Annotated in this window: 17 protein-coding genes; 6 read left to right on the top strand and 11 right to left on the bottom strand. The window is 71.3% G+C overall.

Going from position 1 to position 17,452, the window contains the following annotated elements; all coding sequences use genetic code 11:
• Nucleotides 1–488: 488 nt before the first annotated feature.
• Nucleotides 489–1,121 carry a LysE/ArgO family amino acid transporter gene (locus C1J00_RS09720; RefSeq protein ID WP_102908630.1) on the top strand — a complete coding sequence of 211 codons (633 nt, stop codon included), beginning with the start codon at nucleotides 489–491 and terminating at the stop codon, nucleotides 1,119–1,121.
• A 107-nt stretch (nucleotides 1,122–1,228) separates the two neighbouring features.
• Nucleotides 1,229–1,678 carry a nitroreductase family deazaflavin-dependent oxidoreductase gene (locus C1J00_RS09715; RefSeq protein ID WP_102908629.1) on the top strand — a complete coding sequence of 150 codons (450 nt, stop codon included), beginning with the start codon at nucleotides 1,229–1,231 and terminating at the stop codon, nucleotides 1,676–1,678.
• Between the two features lie 115 nt (nucleotides 1,679–1,793).
• Here C1J00_RS09715 and C1J00_RS09710 read toward each other — a convergent pair whose 3' ends face one another.
• Nucleotides 1,794–2,714, bottom strand: a complete 921-nt coding sequence (locus C1J00_RS09710; RefSeq protein WP_102908628.1) for a cation diffusion facilitator family transporter — start codon at nucleotides 2,712–2,714, stop codon at nucleotides 1,794–1,796.
• A 139-nt stretch (nucleotides 2,715–2,853) separates the two neighbouring features.
• On the opposite strand from C1J00_RS09710, the gene C1J00_RS09705 reads away from it, so the two are divergent.
• Nucleotides 2,854–3,879 carry a glutathione S-transferase family protein gene (locus C1J00_RS09705; protein WP_102908627.1) on the top strand — a complete coding sequence of 342 codons (1,026 nt, stop codon included), beginning with the start codon at nucleotides 2,854–2,856 and terminating at the stop codon, nucleotides 3,877–3,879.
• A 36-nt stretch (nucleotides 3,880–3,915) separates the two neighbouring features.
• The gene (locus tag C1J00_RS09700) at nucleotides 3,916–4,212 is read left to right on the top strand and encodes a DUF4235 domain-containing protein (protein ID WP_102908626.1); all 297 of its coding nucleotides are present in this window, start codon (nucleotides 3,916–3,918) and stop codon (nucleotides 4,210–4,212) included.
• A gap of 163 nt (nucleotides 4,213–4,375) precedes the next feature.
• Here C1J00_RS09700 and C1J00_RS09695 read toward each other — a convergent pair whose 3' ends face one another.
• Together C1J00_RS09695 and C1J00_RS09690 are read right to left on the bottom strand one after the other, a co-directional pair.
• Nucleotides 4,376–4,768 (bottom strand): VOC family protein, encoded by a 393-nt coding sequence (locus tag C1J00_RS09695; RefSeq protein WP_102908625.1) that lies wholly within the window; start codon nucleotides 4,766–4,768, stop codon nucleotides 4,376–4,378.
• Between the two features lie 79 nt (nucleotides 4,769–4,847).
• The gene (locus tag C1J00_RS09690) at nucleotides 4,848–5,312 is read right to left on the bottom strand and encodes a pyridoxamine 5'-phosphate oxidase family protein (RefSeq protein ID WP_102908624.1); all 465 of its coding nucleotides are present in this window, start codon (nucleotides 5,310–5,312) and stop codon (nucleotides 4,848–4,850) included.
• Between the two features lie 663 nt (nucleotides 5,313–5,975).
• Between C1J00_RS09690 and C1J00_RS09685 the strand changes: the two genes are divergently transcribed.
• On the top strand, nucleotides 5,976–7,706 hold the full coding sequence (locus C1J00_RS09685; protein ID WP_245936282.1) for a hypothetical protein: 1,731 nt from the start codon (nucleotides 5,976–5,978) through the stop codon (nucleotides 7,704–7,706).
• Nucleotides 7,707–7,859: 153 nt separating this feature from the next.
• On the opposite strand, the gene C1J00_RS09680 is transcribed toward C1J00_RS09685, so the two are convergent.
• The 6 genes from C1J00_RS09680 to C1J00_RS09655 all read right to left on the bottom strand — a co-directional run bounded on the left by C1J00_RS09680 (nucleotide 7,860) and on the right by C1J00_RS09655 (nucleotide 13,444).
• Complete coding sequence (locus C1J00_RS09680) at nucleotides 7,860–9,110, bottom strand: cytochrome P450 (RefSeq protein ID WP_102908623.1); 1,251 nt, start codon at nucleotides 9,108–9,110, stop codon at nucleotides 7,860–7,862.
• On the bottom strand, nucleotides 9,107–9,709 hold the full coding sequence (locus C1J00_RS09675) for a GTP-binding protein (protein WP_102908622.1): 603 nt from the start codon (nucleotides 9,707–9,709) through the stop codon (nucleotides 9,107–9,109). Before C1J00_RS09675 ends, C1J00_RS09680 begins: the two co-directional genes overlap by 4 nt.
• Entirely contained in the window at nucleotides 9,690–10,061 is a 372-nt protein-coding gene (locus C1J00_RS09670; protein WP_033308582.1) for a DUF742 domain-containing protein, read from the bottom strand. Before C1J00_RS09670 ends, C1J00_RS09675 begins: the two co-directional genes overlap by 20 nt.
• The gene (locus C1J00_RS09665) at nucleotides 10,058–10,468 is read right to left on the bottom strand and encodes a roadblock/LC7 domain-containing protein (protein WP_003994857.1); all 411 of its coding nucleotides are present in this window, start codon (nucleotides 10,466–10,468) and stop codon (nucleotides 10,058–10,060) included. Before C1J00_RS09665 ends, C1J00_RS09670 begins: the two co-directional genes overlap by 4 nt.
• A 4-nt stretch (nucleotides 10,469–10,472) precedes the next feature.
• A complete protein-coding gene (locus tag C1J00_RS09660; protein ID WP_102908621.1) occupies nucleotides 10,473–12,233 on the bottom strand; it encodes an ATP-binding protein in 1,761 nt (586 codons plus the stop codon).
• Between the two features lie 266 nt (nucleotides 12,234–12,499).
• Complete coding sequence (locus C1J00_RS09655; RefSeq protein WP_102908620.1) at nucleotides 12,500–13,444, bottom strand: GlxA family transcriptional regulator; 945 nt, start codon at nucleotides 13,442–13,444, stop codon at nucleotides 12,500–12,502.
• Nucleotides 13,445–13,515: 71 nt separating this feature from the next.
• On the opposite strand from C1J00_RS09655, the gene C1J00_RS09650 reads away from it, so the two are divergent.
• Nucleotides 13,516–14,466 carry an NADP-dependent oxidoreductase gene (locus C1J00_RS09650; protein WP_102908619.1) on the top strand — a complete coding sequence of 317 codons (951 nt, stop codon included), beginning with the start codon at nucleotides 13,516–13,518 and terminating at the stop codon, nucleotides 14,464–14,466.
• Between the two features lie 369 nt (nucleotides 14,467–14,835).
• Here C1J00_RS09650 and C1J00_RS09645 read toward each other — a convergent pair whose 3' ends face one another.
• On the bottom strand, nucleotides 14,836–15,942 hold the full coding sequence (locus tag C1J00_RS09645) for an NAD(P)-dependent alcohol dehydrogenase (RefSeq protein WP_102908618.1): 1,107 nt from the start codon (nucleotides 15,940–15,942) through the stop codon (nucleotides 14,836–14,838).
• A 23-nt stretch (nucleotides 15,943–15,965) separates the two neighbouring features.
• Nucleotides 15,966–17,420: an aldehyde dehydrogenase family protein gene (locus tag C1J00_RS09640; RefSeq protein ID WP_102908617.1), complete on the bottom strand. Its 1,455-nt coding sequence runs from the start codon at nucleotides 17,418–17,420 to the stop codon at nucleotides 15,966–15,968.
• Between the last annotated feature and the right edge of the window lie 32 nt (nucleotides 17,421–17,452).

Here is a 17,452-nt window from a genome sequence, read left to right as displayed (position 1 = left end):
GTCCTGCTCTGGGGGAAGGCGACGGGTGCGGTCGTGTCCGTCATGAAGACCTCGCAGACGAGTAGTGCGTCGTGCCGATCTTCATTAGATGCCCCAGGCACCTATAAGGCGACGCGAAGTTCGGCCATGTCACCGACGGCGCCAAGATGGCCGGGGAACGCCGTAACCCTGTTCGAGCGCCGGTGGTCCGCAGCCTCCGGCCCGGGGCCGGCTTCCGCGCCAGAGCGCCGATGGTCCGCAGCATCCGGCGCGAAGCCGACTTCCCCGCCAAAGCGCCGGCGGTCCCAGCCTCCGCCGCGGGGCCGGCTTCCTCGCCCGGCACGCGTGCGGCCAGGCCGATGCGAAAACCGGTTGTCGGTCCGGTGGGGCAGGCCCCAGGATCCGGCCATGCCTACGTTCACCGTTTCCCTGCCGCTGTCCCTCGCCGCTCCCGCCCGGCGCCGACAGCAGCGGTCCGGCCGCCGGGGAGGACCGAGGCCGCCGCGGTCATGACCGCCGCGCTCGTCGCGGGGCTGCTCGCCGGGTACGGCATCGCCGTCCCCGTGGGCGCCGTCGGGACCTACCTCGTCTCCCTCACCGCCCGCACCTCCCTGCGCACCGGTGTCTGCGCCGCGCTCGGCGTCGCCACCGCCGACGGGCTCTACGCCCTCGCGGCCACGCTCGGGGGCACCGCCCTGGCGTCCGCGCTGCGGCCGGTGCTCGGGCCGCTGCGGTGGGCCTGCGTGCTGGTGCTGCTCGCGCTGGCGGCGTGGGGCGCTGCCACCGCCGTGCGGGCGTACCGGGTCCACCGGCTCGCGACCCGCACCGCCCCCGCTCCCCCGAGCCCGACCCGGGCCTACCTGGGCCTGCTGGGCATCACCCTGCTGAATCCCACCACCGTCATCTACTTCGCGGCCCTCGTGCTCGGTTCCCAGGCCACCGGCCCGGCCGGTCCACTGGAGCAGGGCGTGTTCGTGCTGGCCGCCTTCGTCGCCTCCGCGAGCTGGCAGGTGCTGCTGGCCGGGAGCGGCGCCCTGCTGGGCCGCGCGCTGACCGGCGATCGGGGGCGGCTGGTGACGGCACTGGTCGCGAGCGGGGTGATGACGGCCCTGGCCGTGCGGATGGCGCTCGCGCCGGGATGAGGCTCAGCGCTTCCGGCCGGATCCGGCGGGGTGCGGATGATTCCCGGGGGCACGGGTGTTGAAGACGGGTGGCGATGAGCCGCGGACGCGACGATGGGACGGATGCCATGCCTCTTGAAGGCGAGTACGAACCCAGCCCGACGCAGTGGGTGCGCAAGCAGGTGGAACTGTACGAGAGCTCCGGCGGTACGGAGGGGACGACACTGCAGGGCTCGAAGATGCCGGTCGTCGTCCTGACCTCACGGGGCGCCCGGAGCGGCAAGCTGCGCAAGACGCCGGTGATGCGGGTCGAGCACGAGGGGCATTACGCCGCGGTGGCCTCCCTCGGAGGGTCGCCCAAGCACCCCGTCTGGTACTTCAACATCCTGGCCCACCCGCAGGTGGAGCTTCAGGACGGGCCGGTGAAGCAGGACATGACCGCCCGTGAGGTCATGGGTGAGGAGAAGGCCGCGTGGTGGGAGCGGGCCGTCGCGGCGTACCCGGCGTACGCCGACTACCAGAAGAAGACGGACCGGGAGATACCGGTGTTCGTCCTGGAGCCGGCCGAGCGCGGCTGAGCCGGTGCCGGCTGAGCCGCTGCCGGCTGCCCGCTGCCGGCTGCCCGCTGCGGGCAGCCGGCGAAAAACTCTCCGCCCCCTGAGTGTGAACCGTACGCGACGGGGCACGCGTGATTCAGGCCCCGCCGCGCTCCCCCGTCGCGGCGGGGCTTTCCGCTGCCTCACGGGCGGGGCGGTCGGTCACGTCGAGGAAGATCTGGTCGGCCTCGGGCACCGTCCGGGCTATGGATCGTTTGATGCGGACGGCGACCTCCTCCACGCGCTCGCTGTCCAGGCCGGGCACCAGGTCGACGCGGGCCGCCACCAGAGCCGTGTCGAGTCCGGTCTTCATCGTGAAGAGCGCTTCCACACTGTCGATCTCGGGCTGGGCCCACAGCAGCGCCCGGATCCGCCCGCTCGACTCGGGGTCGGCCGCCTCGCCGATCAGCTGGTCCCGGGCCTCGCGGCCCAGCCGGAAGGCCACGTAGACCAGCAGCGCGCCGATCGCGAGCGAGGCCGAGGCCTCCCACACCACCTGGCCGGTGACCATGTGCAGGGCCATGCCCGCGATGGCCAGGGTGACGCCGAGCACCGCGGTGCCGTCCTCGGCGACGACCGTCCGCAGGGCCGGATCGCGCAGCCCGGCGCCCGTGCCGCCCTGCCGGCGCACCTGGTACAGCGCCCGCAACAGTGAACCGCCCTCCGCGAGGAGGGCGATGCCGAGCACGATCAGGCCGGCCACATAGCCTCCGAGTTCCTCCTCCGCCCCGCTCGTCAGGGCTTCGAAGCCCTGGAAGAAGGAGAAGCAGCCGCCCATGACGAAGATCCCCACGGCCGCGAGGAGCGACCAGAAGAACCGCTCCTTGCCGTAGCCGAAGGGATGACGCCGGTCGGCGGGGCGACGGCTGCGCCGCAGCGCCGCGAGCAGGAACACCTCGTTCAGGCTGTCGGCGACCGAGTGGGCCGCCTCGGACAGCAGGGCGGGTGATCCCGCCGCCAGGCCGCCGATGGCCTTGGCCACCGCGATCACCAGATTGGCCGCGAGCGCCACCAGCACGGTGACGCGTGTCTTGTGATCACTTCCTTCATCAGTCACCCACGCCGATTGCCCCGGTCGGAGGTACTCACACCGTGCCGACGGCGGAAAACGGGGAACGCGTTCACCAGGGCCCACGTACGGCAAGGAGGTCATTCCCATGAGCCGCGACGACGGCGATGACGGCAACACCGGCTACGGAAGGAGGGCGTTCAAACGGTCCAAGGCGCATTTCGCGGACCGGGTCACCGCGGACGGCCGGGACGGCTGGCCGGTGGAGGCCGGCCGCTACCGTCTGGTCGTCAGCCGTGCCTGCCCCTGGGCGAGCCGGTCGCTGGTCTCCCGGCGGCTGCTCGGCCTGGAGGGCGCCCTGTCCCTGGCCGTGGCCGACCCGATCCAGGACGATCGCAGCTGGCGCTTCACGCTGGACGAGGACGGCCGCGACCCGGTCCTCGGCATCCGCTTTCTGAGTGAGGCGTACGACCGCCGGGAGTCGGACTATCCGGGTGGTGTCAGTGTGCCGGCGCTCGTGGACGTGCCCAGCGGCCGGCTGGTGACCAACGACTACCAGCAGCTCACCCTCGACCTCGCGACCGAGTGGACGGCCCTGCACCGGGACGGCGCGCCCGACCTGTACCCGGACGCGCTGCGCCACGAGATCGACGAGGTGATGGCGGACGTCTACGAGGACGTCAACAACGGCGTCTACCGGGCCGGGTTCGCCACCGGGCAGGAGGAGTACGAGGCCGCCTGCACGGGTGTGTTCCGACGGCTGGAGCTGCTCGCGGGGCGGCTGAAGCGGCAGCGCTACCTCGTCGGGGACACGATCACCGAGGCGGACATCCGGCTGTTCACCACGCTGGTCCGCTTCGACGCGGTCTACCACGGCCACTTCAAGTGCAACCGGTGGAAGCTGACCGAGAACCAGGTGCTGTGGGCGTACGTCCGCGACCTGTACCAGACGCCCGGGTTCGGCGACACCGTCGACTTCGACCACATCAAGCGCCACTACTACCAGGTGCACACCGGCATCAACCCGACCCGCGTCGTTCCCCTGGGCCCCGACCTGTCCGGGTGGCTGACCCCGCACCACCGCGAGGAGCTGGGCGGCCGGCCGTTCGGTGACGGCACACCGCCCGGGCCGGTCCGCGCCGAGGAGCGGATACCAACGGCGCACACCCCCTGACCACTCTCACCCACCCTCAGCCCTCTAGGAGTTCCCGTGGCAAAGAAGAAGAAGATGTCCCTCGCCTACCAGCCCGTCGGGTTCGTGCTCGGCTGGTCGGGCGGCTGGCTGGCCGGGCTCGCCTTCCGCAAGACGTGGATGGCGATCCGGCACGAGGAGGACGCGCCCGACGCCCTGGACAAGGACCGCGGCTGGGGCGAGGTCCTTCTGGCCGCCGCGATCCAGGGCGCGATCTTCGCCGTGGTGCGCAGCGCCGTGGACCGCGCGGGCGCCAAAGCCATCGAGCGTTCGACCGGCACCTGGCCGGTCGGCGAGAAGGGCGGCCGGGACTGACCGCCGCCCGGCCCTGCCCGGCGGCTGCCGGGCAGGGCCGGCCCTTCCTCAGCCGTTCACCTTGAACGTCTTCGATCTTCATGCTTCATGTGACCCCGGCCGGCGCCCTCTTCGGGACCTGACTCGGGATCCGGCCGTTGCCGGCGACCGGCTGAACTCTCGCTCAGCCCTGCTTGGGTGCCGTCGGCGCGGTGCGGCGCAGGGTGAAGGAGTGGCCGGCCGGATCGGCGTAGCCGCGCTCCTCCAGGGGGCCCGATGGCTCCTTGGCCTCCAGTGGACGGCCGCCGAGGCTGATGACGCGGCGCTCCACCGCGTCGAGGTCGTCGACCACGAACTCCAGATGGGCCTGCAGGGAGTTCTCGGGACGTGGCCAGCTGGGCGGGGTCGCGTTGACGTCCCTGCGCAGTGCGATCCGGAAGCCGTCGGCGCTCTTGATCTCCACCCGGTTGGCGGTCGCGTCCGCCTCTTCCCCTTCCAGCAGCTCCTTGTAGAACACCGCGAGCTTCTCGGGCTCGGCACAGTCGAGCACCAGGACACCCGCTTTCACCAAGGCCATGTCTCCTCCGCAGGATTCCGGCCGCGGGGCGGTCGTGCCCCGCGGCCCTGTACCTTGCGGTTATCCCGGTCCGGCCGATTCAGTCGGCCGTCAACCACCGTCCGTCGCGCATGAGTTCGCGGCCGACCAGTTCGTCGGCCTCCCGCCAGGCCTGCACCCGCCGGGGCACGACGCGGAAGTAGAGATACGGCGTGGCCAGCCCGCGGGGGTCGAACCCGGTCTTGGCCGCGAAGAGTTCGGCGTCCTGCTCGGTCAGCTCGCCGGGCTGGACGGTCTCCACGGTGCCCTCGACGAGCACGACGTCACGGGTCGGTCCGATGCCCACCCGGGCCCGGCCGGTCGCGGCGAGGTTCCGCCCGGTGGGGCTCGACGCGGGTGTGGCGAAGAGCAGGTACGAGCCGTTCCAGAGGAACGACAAGGGGACGAGGTACGGCGTCCCCGACGTGCCGTCGGCCGTGGCGACCCAGGCGTCCACGTCGTGTTCGAGACGGTGCAGGGTGTCCTTCATGCGCTGTTCAGCGCCGCGTGCGGGTTCGGACGTCATCGTCGCCAATCCTCCTGAAGCGTCGTCGACTGACGCTCACCAGTGTGACGTTCCGAGGCTGCCGAGGCACGGCGGACCAGCCGATGCAGGGTGAGGGACGAGGGAGTATACGCAGCTCATGCGGTTCGGGCAGTAACGGAGATCACGGCAGGGTTACGGAATGGCTGATTCATGCCTTGGGCAGTCTCGTACCGCTTCTCGGTTCAACTTTCGGACTGCGAAGCCGAGTTCGAGTGTACGGACGGTCACAGCACCGTCCGCTCGCAGGGGCGGGGGGCTCTGCGGTCCGTCTCCCGAAAGGAAGCACATGCCTCAGGACGTCCGGTTCGACCTGCCCTTCGACACCCCTGTCGGCTACCCACACGCCTCGGGCGAAGCAGCGCATCTCGGATCCAGTGGTCGCGCCACTCCTGACGGGCCGCGAGTGCTTCCTGATCAACACGGCTGAGGCGGCTGTGCAGGTGCTCGCGTTGCGGCAGGAGTGCCGTCGACGCCGCAGTCCTGCCCCTCGCGGTCGTTCGTAGCAGGAGCCGAAGCCGGTCGCACGAGTCCGGCCGTCCGGCGAGGCCGTCACGAAAGTACAGAAGATTCCCGGACGCGGCAGGTCGACGACCACGGTCGTTCCATTCCGTTGCCAGGACCACAGCTTATGGGGAGACCGGTGTGAAATCTCGAGTCGCAGGTGCTGTTCCGAAGGCGTCCGCCGACAGCTCGCTCCCGGCGCAGCCAAGCGCCCAGCTCCACCCCACGGAGGCAGGGGACACCCTGGCCCGCCTCTTGGTGAAACACGCCAAGGGGAGCACTGAGCAGTACCAAAGGTCCCAGAACGCCGCTCAGCAGCGGCTGAACGCATTCGGCTCCGCCCACTCCGGCACCACGCTGCAGGTGGAGGGAGCCCTCCACCTGGCACGGCCCGCGTTCCTCCCGCCCGACGAGGAGGGCTCCGCCAGGTTGAGGCACCTCGACACCAGCCTGCGCCTGATAGAAGCAGCCTTCCCCCAGGTCAGCACCGACATCGAGGCCTGCAGACTGGCCTGCACGATGCTGGAAGGGGCCTGGAGGAGCCGGGCACTCACCCCACCGTGCGAAGAGGAACAGACAACCGTCTGCGCTTGCCCTCTGTGCCGTCGGCTGCCCACGCCCCCCGCACGCACGCTGGACGACTACCGCTGGCGGCAGAGCGCCGGTCGTCCCCTCGCCGTCAAGACCTGGCCACACCGCCGGGAACTCGACAGCGTCCTGACCGGTGGATGGTCCTGGACCCGGCAGATGAACGACCTCGAACGAGACCTCGGCCACCGTCACCGCTTCGAGGACGACATCCTCGTCTTCCACGAATACAAACGCGTGATCGACACCATCGACACAACGCGCCTCACCCAACACGTCGAAGGTCGCCTGGCCGAGAATTTCAGCGCCAACAGCGCACGGGCCCTGGTCTCCGGACTCTTCGCAGCCCACAAGCGCTCCGTCGACGAATACTGGCTCCAACAGCACGACGCGGGCAGCGTCATGCTCCCCCAGACCAACCCGCTCAACCAGAGCACCTACTCAGCCCTGCAGATGCTGGACTGCCTGTTCTGGCACGTCGCCCCCGACACCGAACTCTGGCAGGAAGAAAACCTCGCCGCCCTCCTGCTGTGCCGCGTCATCGACGACATGGCCGATGTACGAGCCGACGCCCTCACCGGCGAGATCAGCAACTTCTGGCTCGCCGACATGCCCACCCACACCAAGGCGCTCTACGCTGCCTGCGCGATAGCCATCGTCAAGTACGGCTGCATGCCCGAGGCCCACAGCCCGATGTGGAACACCTGGTTGATGAACACCACCATCGTCTGGATGGGGCTCACGGGCCGTCACGCCCTGTGGTTCGACGGCATCACCCAGGGCCTCCCCCCGGCCGAGGAGTGCCCGCTGTGCGACCTGCAGCCCAACCCGTGCACCGGCATCCTCACCGAGGGCACCACCCTCACCATCGCCCCGCGGCCCACCGCACCGGCACTGAGCCCCCGGGCCGCCGAGCTGTCCGCACGCTGTCGAGCCCAATACCCCGGGACATGGGCCCTCTTCGACGCCGAGCTCCATGCCTTCGAAGCACTGCACGGCCCCTGGTACGGCAACACGGACACCACATGGGAGATCTTGCGCCGCACCTACATCGCCGCCGTGGAGGCATCCAGGGCCGCACCGTCGCCGGACCGCGCCCGTCATGTCCAACAAGACGCCGGCGTAGTCGGATCCGAGATGTTCCACACCCTGCACGACCATCGGACCGGGAGGGAAGACACCGCACTGCTCGCCTACATGTTCGGCTGCGCCCACCCGCATTTCCTCTGGAACGCCACGGGCTACCGTCCCACGGGCGTCGCAGGCGACTGGCTCGACGGCTGAGGCCTCGGTCCTGAAGGCTCGAGGGCGCTGCTCGCATCCGCCTGGCGGGGGTAGCGGCCCGAGCCTGTGCCCGATCCACCGCAGACGCGGAAGCACACTCACGCACGGCGTTGCCCGGCCGGAAGCCGGCCGGGCAACGGTCCGCCGGCGTGGCTAGACGGCGAACTCGACCGGCAGGCTGTCCAGCCGGGACTCCCACGTGGAGGCCGTCGAGCTGAGTTCTTCCGGCGGTACGGCCAGGCGCAGGTCCGGCAGCCGGTGCAGCAGAACGTCCACGCCGATCTCGATGATGGACTGGCCGATGTTCTGCCCCGGGCACTCGTGCGGTCCGGCGCTGAACGCCAGGTGCGACTGGTTGCCCTGCACGGCGACGGCCGAGTCGGGCCGTACGTCCGGGTCGAGGTTGCCGGCGGCCAGGCCCAGGATGAGCAGTTCTCCCTCCTCGACGTGATGGCCTCCGAACTCCATGTCGGCGGTTGCGAACCGGCCCGGCAGCACCGACAGCGGCGGGGCGTCCCACATGACCTCTTCCACCACAGAGGAGATGTTCAGCTCCCCGCTGACCAGGCCGGACAGCCGAGCGGCGTCGGTGAGGACCCGTTGCAGGACCCGGGCCAGCAGATTGCTGGTGGTGGTGTGCGCGGCGATCAGCACCAGGCGCAGATGGCTGACGACCTCGTCGTGGTCGAGGCCGGCCGGGTGCTCCAGCAGGGCCGTGGCGAAGTCGGAGCCCGGCTCGGCCCGCTTGCGCTCGGCGAGTTCCGCGAGGATCTGCATGATCCGGTCGTTGTGCTCGAGGGCGCCCTCACCGCCCTTGAAGACCTGGGCGCACGACTCGATCAGGCGTTGCCCGTCCGCCGCGGGAAGGCCCAGCATCCTGGTGAGCACGAGCATCGGCAGTTGCTCGGCGTAGTCGGCCACGAGGTCGGCGTGCCCGGCGTCGGCGAACGCGTCGATTCGCTTGTTCGCGAAGTGCGTGACGTGCCGCCGGATGCCGCGGGCGGCCGCCGCCTGCAACCCGTCGGTGACGGCGCCGCGCAGCCTGCGGTGCGGTTCGCCGTCCTGGGACACGCAGTCGGGGCGCCAGCCGACCATCGGCATGATCGGCGAGGTCTCCTCGATCCGGCCCTCCCGCCAGTCCCGCCAGATCCGCGCGTCCCGGCTGAACTGACGGGGATTGTCGAGCACCCGCCGGTTGTCGCGGTATCCGAGGACCAGCCAGGCGGGCACGTCGCCTTCGAGCAGGACCGGCGCGACCGAGCCGTGCTCCTTGCGCAGCCGCTCGTAGATGCCCACCGGGTCGGTCGCGGCGTCCGGGCCGTACAGCCTGGTCAGGTCGGCGCCGTGGTGGGCGACGGGGCAGCCCCGCACGGGCTGGAGTCCGGATTCGGTCGAGTCGTTCATCGGGGCTCCAGGGCCACGGCCGAGCGTTCCTTCAGATGGTGGATCAGTGCGACCAGGACGTCCCGGCTGGAGGCCCGGTCGCGGGCGTCGAAGGCCACGACCGGGGTGTGCTCGGGGATGTCCAGGGCGTCCCGGATCTCCTCGGCCGGGTAGTTCCGGGAGTCGGGAAAGACGTTCAGCGCGACGACGAAGGGGACTTCCAGCCGCTCCATCTCCTCGATCGCCCGGAAACTGGACTCCAGGCGGCGGGTGTCCACCAGGACGACCGCGCCGAGGGCCCCCTTGAACAGTCCGTTCCACAGGAACCAGAACCGTTCCTGCCCGGGCGTGCCGAACAGGTACAGCACCAGGCTCTCGTTGATGCCGATCTTGCCGAAGTCCAGGCTGACGGTGGTCTGCGTCTTGTCGGCGACGCCGATGAGGTGGTCGACGTCGGCACTGGCCTGGGTGAGGGTCTCCTCGGTGGTGAGCGGCTTGATGTCGCTGACCGACCGGACCATGGTGGTCTTCCCGGTGCCGAACCCGCCGGCGATCATCACCTTCACCGAGCGGGTGTCCCCGGCCGAGCCTCCGGGTCGGTCAAAGCCTTTCAAGTCCACTGAGTACCTCCTCAAGGAGCGCGAGGTCGGGCCCGCGGCCGGCGTCGTGCGCCGGGATGGGGTTACGGGCTTCGACGCGACCTGCGTCCAGCAGGTCCGACAGCAGCACCGCGAGAATGTTGAAGGGGAGCCCGAGGTGGGCGCCGAGTTCGGCGACCGACAGCGGGTCGCGGCAGCGGCGGAGGATCTCCTCGTGCTCGTGCTGCATCCCCGGTAACGGGGCGGCGCGGGAGACGACCAGGGTCGCCACGTCGAGGCTCGACGCCGAACCGCCCGGTCCGCTGCGCCCTCCGGTGAGGACGTAGTAGCGCTCGAGACCGGACGGGTCCGACGGTCTGCGGGGAGCACTCATCCAGAGTGCTCCTCCAGGCGCGGAGTGGTGCCGAGAAGCTCACCCATCCGGCGGGCCAGGTCCCTCATCTGGTGCCCGAGCAGGCCCTGGTCGAGGCCTTCCCTGGCAAGGACACCGAGGTACGTCTCCACACCCGCGCGCACGACGAAGAGGTGCCCGCCGTCGACCTCGATCATCGCGAGGCGCAGCTGCCCGGCATACTTGGGGAACTGCTCGGCGACCGGCTGGGCCAGCGCCTGTAGGCCGGCCACCACGGCCGCGAAGCGGTCGACGTCGTCGGGGTCTTCGGCGCCGTAGGAGGTGATGGCCTTGCCGTCGCTGGAGGCCACCAGGGCGAAACGGATCTCCTGGATGCTCTCGACGAGATCGCGGAGCGCCCAGCTCACATCTGTTCCTTGCTGTGTCATGGGACTAGTCGCTCTCTTCGGTGCGGTGCTCGGTGTACTCGCGGCCGGCGAGGGTGTCGCGGTCGTCGGCCGGCTCGGAGGCCTCCGTCGCGTCGCGTCCGGCGGTGGCGAAGGCGGCGAGACCCGAGAAGGACGCGTCCGGCGGAACGGGGGCGACGGTGCCCCGGTCGGACCGCTCGGCCGGCCTGGGCGCCTCCGTCTCGGTCCGCTTGCTGCGGCGCCGGGGCAGTCCGCCGGGCGTGGTCTCCCCCGTCTCGGCCTGCACAGCCCGTGGTTCGGGCGCGGTGGCCGTCTCACGGGCCGGGGCGGCCGGGGCGGTGCGCACCTCCGGGGCGGGCGCGGCCGGTGCGGTCGCGGCCGTGGGCAGCGGGCTGAAGTACTTGTGCGGCACCACGACCACCACTGAGGTACCGAGCCACGGCGAGTCCGCGAAGGTGACGCGGATGCCGTAGCGGCGGGCGAGGGCACCGACGACACGCAGGCCGATGTTGGCGTCCTCCGTGATGCCGCCGAGGCCGGCGCCGGGCGCGGTGCCCGCGAGGGCGTGCTCGGCCTCGCGCTTCTTCTCCTCGCTCAGGCCCTTGCCGGAGTCCTGGATCTCGATGCCGACGCCGTTGGGGACCTCCTTGCCGGAGATGAGCACCGGCTCGGTGGGCGGCGAATAGCGGGCCGCGTTGTCCAGGAGGTGGGCCAGGATCAGCGTGAGGTGGTCGACGAGGCCGCCGTCGACGCCGAGTTCGGGCAGGTGGCGCACCTGGATCCGGTGGAAGTCCTTGATCCGGCCGATGCCGCCGCGCACCACGCTCAGCAGCCGCTGCGGCTCCTGCCACTGCCGGCCGGGCCGGTCGGATCCGCCGAGCACGCCGATGCTCGCGGCGAGCGAGTCGGCAGGGCCGAGCTCCTGGTCGAGCTCCATCAGGCCCCGGGCGACGGCCGGCAGCCGGCCGTGCTCGCCCTGCATCTCGTGCAGCCGGCCGCGGAGCTTGCTCGTCAGCACGTGGATGCGGTTGCCGATGCTGATCACGGCCTGCTCGGCGGAGGTGGAGCGGTCGAACTCCGCCTCCAGGCCGATCAGGGAGGTCCGCAGCAGCTTGCGCAGTTCGGCCTGGAGTGCCGAACTGACCTTGGCGCACTGGTTGACGGTGGGCAGCAGGTCGTCGATGGCGTCGCCGGCGCGCAGCTTCTCCATCGCGTCGGGCAGCTGCTCGTCGGCGAGCCGGGCGACCGCGGCGAACTGGTGGGAGAGCTGTTCCTGCCAGACTTCCGCCTGGTCGGCGAGCTGGGCCTCGTAGGAGGTGGCCTGCTCGGTCAGCCGTTCCTCATAGGCCCGGGACCGGTCGGCGAGCTGCGTCTCGTACGAGGCGCTCCGGTCGGCGAGCTGCGTCTCGTACGTCGCGCTCTGGTCGGCCAGGCGCCGCTCGTAGGCCGCGTTCTGCTCGCTGAGCTGGGATTCCAGGGCGGCGCGTTCGGCGGCGAACTTGCGTTCCAGGCCTGCCACATGCTGCTGCCACTGCTGGTTGTGCTCGGCCTGCGTGGTGCGGAAGGAGCCTTCCGCACGGTGCAGTTGTGCCCGGGTGCGCAGCAGCAGCCTTACGCACACGGCACCGGCCGCCGTCGCCGCGACTCCTGCGACGGCCGCGGTTATTCGATCCGAGCTCATGAACGTGGCGGCTACGGTCCCGCCTCCCAAGCCCAGCGGCATCAACCACCAGCTGTACCAGGCGACAGGGGCCCGCGCCGCCGGTGGCGGAGTGGCGAGTTCCATCTGCATCCTTCGAAGCAAACACGATCGAACGGGGGGGTGTGTGGACCGCACTCATGAGTACGCACTGCGAGTCGACTGGACGCGATCGCGCCAACTCGCAGCGCCGATTGGAACCCTATCGGGTTTGAACCCGGAAGGATCAATCCCGACCCCCTCGGGACGTGAGGGTTCCGTCACGCTTCGAAAGAAGGCAACAGGTCGACAAATGGCTTTGCTGTCAGTGCAATTGGCCCCGCGTCAGGTGCGGTGCGCGAGTGCCGTCGGGGTCAGCGGGCGGCCTGGAAGGTGCGGCGGTAGGCCTGCGGGGAGACACCGATCGCCGCGTTCAGATGCTGGCGCAGGGAGGCGCCGGTCGCGAAGCCGACCCGGCCGGCGATCTGATCGACCGTCAGGTCGCTGGACTCCAGCAGATGCCGGGCCCGGGCCACACGCTGCTGGATCAGCCAGCGGCCGGGGCTGATGCCCACCTCGTCGTGGAAGCGGCGGGCGAAGGTGCGCTGGCTCATCCGCGCATGACCGGAGAGCTCGGCAAGGGTGAGGGGTTCACCGAGGCGCTCCAGAGCCCAGGCGCGGGTGGCCGCTGTGCTCGCGGCGCCCTGCTCGGGGACGGGCTGCTCGATGTACTGGGCCTGGCCGCCGTCCCGGAAGGGCGGGACGACGCAACGGCGGGCGACGCTGTTGGCCAGGAGGCTGCCGTGGTCCTTGCGGACGAGGTGCAGGCAGATGTCCACGCCGGAGGCGGCCCCGGCGGAGGTGAGGAACGGGTGGTCGTCGACGAAGAGCACGTCCGGGTCGACGTCGACCCGCGGGAACATTCGCCGGAAGCGGTCGGCGACCTGCCAGTGGGTGGTCGCCCGGCGCCCGTCGAGGAGACCCGCGGCGGCGAGGACGAAGGCGCCGGTGCAGATGGAGACGATGCGGGTGCCGGGGCGGATGAGCGCGAGGGCGGCCAGCACGTCGCCGGGCACCTCGGCGGTCAGCCGGTCCGGCGCGACGGGCGCGATCACCACCGTGTCCGCCGCGGCCAAGGCCTCGGGGCCGTGTTCCACGGTGACGCCGAAGTCGGCGTTGGTGCGCACCAGACGGCCGTCGACCGAGCAGGTGAGAACCTCGTAGCGGCCGTCGGCCGCGCCCAGGATCCGGCTGGGGATGCCCAGCTCGAAGGGGTACACCCCGTCCAGGGCCAGGACCACCACTCGCTCACGTCGCATGGCACGATCCTAGCGAAGGTTGGCAATCTTGCCATTGGCGGGCGGCGTGCGGACCGGCACGCTGGTTGACCATGAGCACACAGAGCACGATGCGAGCCATCAGCCAGGACGTCCTCGGCGGCCCCGAGGTCCTGAGGGAAGTGCGGATCGAGCGCCCGGCGCCGAAGCCGAACCAGGTACTGGTCCGGGTGCGGGCCGCCGGGGTCAACCCGACCGACTGGAAGCACCGGGCGACGGGCGGGTTCCTCGGCGAGCCGCCCTTCGTCCTCGGCTGGGACGTCTCCGGTGTGGTGGAGGCGGTCGGCATCGGCGTGGCGGCCTTCGCACCCGGCGACGAGGTCTTCGGCATGCTGCCGTACCCGTACGGGCACGGCTCGCACGCCGAGTACGTCATCGCCCCGGCCCGCGCCCTCGCCCGCAAGCCGGCCGGCGTCGACCACACCGAGGCGGGCGCACTCCCGCTGGTCTCACTCACCGCCTGGCAGGCGTTCACCGAGCACGCGGACCTCAGGCCCGGGCAGCGGGTGCTGATCCACGCCGCGGCGGGCGGGGTCGGGCACGTGGCGGTGCAGATCGCCAAGGCGCGCGGCGCGTACGTCATCGGCACCGCGAGCGCGGGCAAGCACGAGTTCCTGCGCGAGATCGGTGTGGACGAGGCGCTGGACTACCGGGAGACGGACTTCACCGAGGCCGTCAAGGACGCCGACGTCGTCCTGGACACGATCGGCGGCGACAACGCCCTGCGCTCACTGCGCGTGCTGCGCCCCGGAGGTGTCCTGGTGTCGATCCTCCCGGGCGGCTCGGACGACCTCTACGAGGAGGCCGGGCGTCTCGGGGTACGGGCGCTGCGGATGCTGGTGGACGCCGACCGCAGCGGCATGGAGGCGATAGCGGAACTGGTCGGGGCGGGGAAGCTGCGCGCCACGATCGCCGGGACGTTCCCGTTGTCCGGCGCCGCGGAGGCACACGCCCTGGGCGACACCGGCCGCACGAAGGGGAAGCTGGTGCTGCTGAACGACTGAGCACGCCCCCGGCCACCGGCCCCGCTCCGGCCGCAGGGCAGCCGGAGCCCCCGTTCGGCCGCACGAGGGCGACCCGGCGGCGCACCTTCGGGGTGGCGGCGCACCTTCGGCGTGGCGGCGCACCTTCGGCGTGGCGGCGCACCTTCGGCGTGGCAGGGTTGCCGGACGGCTGCGTTACCGTCGCACCGGCCCCGTTCCGGCACCGTCCGGCCGGTCCCGTCGTGCTGAGCGGCGGCCGGTGGCGCCGGAGTCGTCCCGGCGACCGCGCCGCCCCCGGTGGGCCTCACGGCGCTCGCGCCTCGCCCGGTTGCCGACGAAACCGGCTCCGCTCGCCGTGCCGCCCTTTCGCGGGGTCGTCGGCCGACCGCGTCAGAACGTCAGAACAGGCTTGATCGTCTTGCCCGATCTCATGTCCTGGACCGCACGGTCGATGTCCCCGAAGGGGTAGGTGCTGATCAGGCGGTGCAGAGGGAGGCGTCCGTCCTTCACCAGACGGACCAGGGCCGGGATCATGCTCTGGGTCTCGCTGTCGCCGAGGGTGAGGCCGACGATCCGCTTGCCGCCGAGGAGGCCGTTGACGTCCAGGGCGACCTCGGTGCCGAAGGGCGGGGCGCCGACCACGACCAGGGTGCCGCGCGCGGCCAGCGCGTCGACGCCCTGCCGCAGCACGCCGACGTTGCCCGTGGTCTCGACGACCCCGTCCGCGCCCTGTCCGCCGGTGATCTCGGCGAGGGCCGGGGCGAGGTCCGTCCCGCTCGTGTCGACGGTGTGCGTGGCGCCCAGCTCCGTCGCCAGGGAAAGGCGCTCGGCGACCCGGTCGACGGCGACGATCCTGGTGGCAGGGCTGAGGGCCGCCGCCATCACCGCCGACAGGCCGACCGCTCCGGCGCCCAGGACGACGACCGTGCCGCCGGTCTCCGGCTTCAGGACGTTCCACACCGCGCCCACACCGGTCTGGACGCCGCAGCCCAACGGGGCGATCGACTCCAGCGGCACATCGGGGTCGACCTTGACGAGGCTGCGCTCGTCGGCCAGGGCCCGCTCGGCGAAGGAGGACTGGCCGAAGAAGTGCCCGCCCAGGGGCTCGCCGTCCCGGCTGATGGTGCTCGTACCGTCGGCCCGGCTGCCGCCGAGCAGGTTCAGCGGCAGCCAGGTCGCGCAGTACGCGGGGTGCCCGCCGCGGCAGTTGCGGCAGTCGCCGCAGGAGGTGAAGGAGAGCAGGACGTGGTCGCCCGGCGCCACGCCGGTGACGGCGGAGCCGACGGCCTCGACCACGCCCGCGCCCTCGTGGCCCAGGACGCCGGGCAGCGGGAAGGGCAGTCCGCCACCGGCCACCCCCAGGTCGGTGTGGCACAGGCCGGCGGCGGCCATGCGGACCAGCGCCTCGCGCGGGCCGGGTTCGTCGAGGACGATGTCGGAGAGGGTGAAGGGCGCGCCGCCGGACTCGACGACCGCGGCACGGGTGGTGGTGGGCATCGCGGGAACTCCTTGGCGGTGGCTCAGTCGAGCGAGACGACGACGGACTTGACCTTCGTGTAACCGGCGAGGGCCTCGGGCCCGTACTCGCGGCCGTAGCCGGAGTCCTTCACGCCGCCGAAGGGCACGGCGGGGTCGAGCATCGCCCAGTCGTTGACCCAGACGATGCCGGCCTGGAGCCGGCCGGCGACCCGGTGCGCGCGGGCGAGGTTGCTGGTCTGGACGCCCGAGGCCAGGCCGTAGGGCGTGGAGTTGGCGAGGGCGACGGCCTCGTCCTCGTCGTCGAAGGGCTGCACGGTGAGGACCGGGCCGAAGATCTCCTCCTGGATCACGCGGGAGTCGTTGGCCAGGTCGGCGATGACGGTGGGCCGGTAGTAGTAGCCGCCGTCGAGGTCGAGCCGCTCGCCGCCGCAGACGATCCGGGCGCCCTCCTTGCGGGCCAGGGCGACGTACTCCTCGACCTTCTTCAGGTGCTTCTCGGCCGCCATCGGGCCGACGACGGTGGCCGGGTCGCGCGGGTCGCCGACCGGCACACCGGGCACGGCCTCGGCGAGGATGCCGAGCAGTGTCGGGTACACCGAGCGGGCCACCAGCAGGCGCGGTCCGCCCATGCAGAACTGCCCGGTGTTGAAGACGAAGCCCTTGATGACCGCTCCGACGGCCTTCTCCAGGTCGGCGTCCTCGAACACGATGTGGGCCGCGTTCCCGCCGAGCTCCATGGTGACGGGCTTGAGCGCCTCCCCCGCGACGCTCGCCACGTGCCGGCCGATCGCGGTGGAACCGGTGAAGGCGACCTTGTCGATGCCGCGATGGCGCAGCAGTGCCTCGCCGGCCACCGGGCCGGTGCCGGTCACGACGTTGACCACACCGTCGGGGACGCCCGCCTCCTGGAACAGGCGGGCCATGTAGAGGGCGCTGAGCGGGGTCTCGTCGGCGGGCTTGTGGACGACGGTGTTGCCGGCCGCGAGGGCGGGGCCGAGCTTGGAGCCGGCGAGGATCAGCGGGAAGTTGAACGGGGTGATCGCGGCGACCACGCCGAGGGGCTCTCGCCTGGTGTAGGCGAGGGCGTTCATGGGGGTCTCGCGCAGGGCGCCGTCCTGGCTCTGGGCGAGGTTCGCGAAGTACTCGTAGTCGTTGGCCGCGTTCGTCACGTCGACCGCGCCGCACAGCGTGATCGGCTTGCCGACGTCGAGGCTCTCCAGTGCGGCGAGCTCGTCGGCGTTCTCCCTGATCAGCTGGGCGACGCGGTGCAGCACCCGGCCGCGCTCGCGGCCGCTCAGACCGGACCAGGCACCGTCGTCGAACGCTTCGCGGGCGGCGCGTACGGCGGCGTCGACGTCGGCGGGACCCGCCTCGGCGACGGTGGTGACGACCCTGCCCCGGGACGGGTCGACCACCTCGGTGCGCGCTCCGTCGGCGGCCTCGCGCCATCGACCTCCGATGAACAGCTGCCCGGGTGTGCTCTCGAAGGTGGTCATCGCCACTCCTCAGCGTCGTCGCCAAGATTTCA

The organism is Streptomyces cahuitamycinicus, assembly GCF_002891435.1.
GTDB classification, from domain to species: Bacteria; Actinomycetota; Actinomycetes; order Streptomycetales; family Streptomycetaceae; genus Streptomyces; species Streptomyces cahuitamycinicus.
This window is presented reverse-complemented; position numbering and strand designations above follow the sequence as displayed.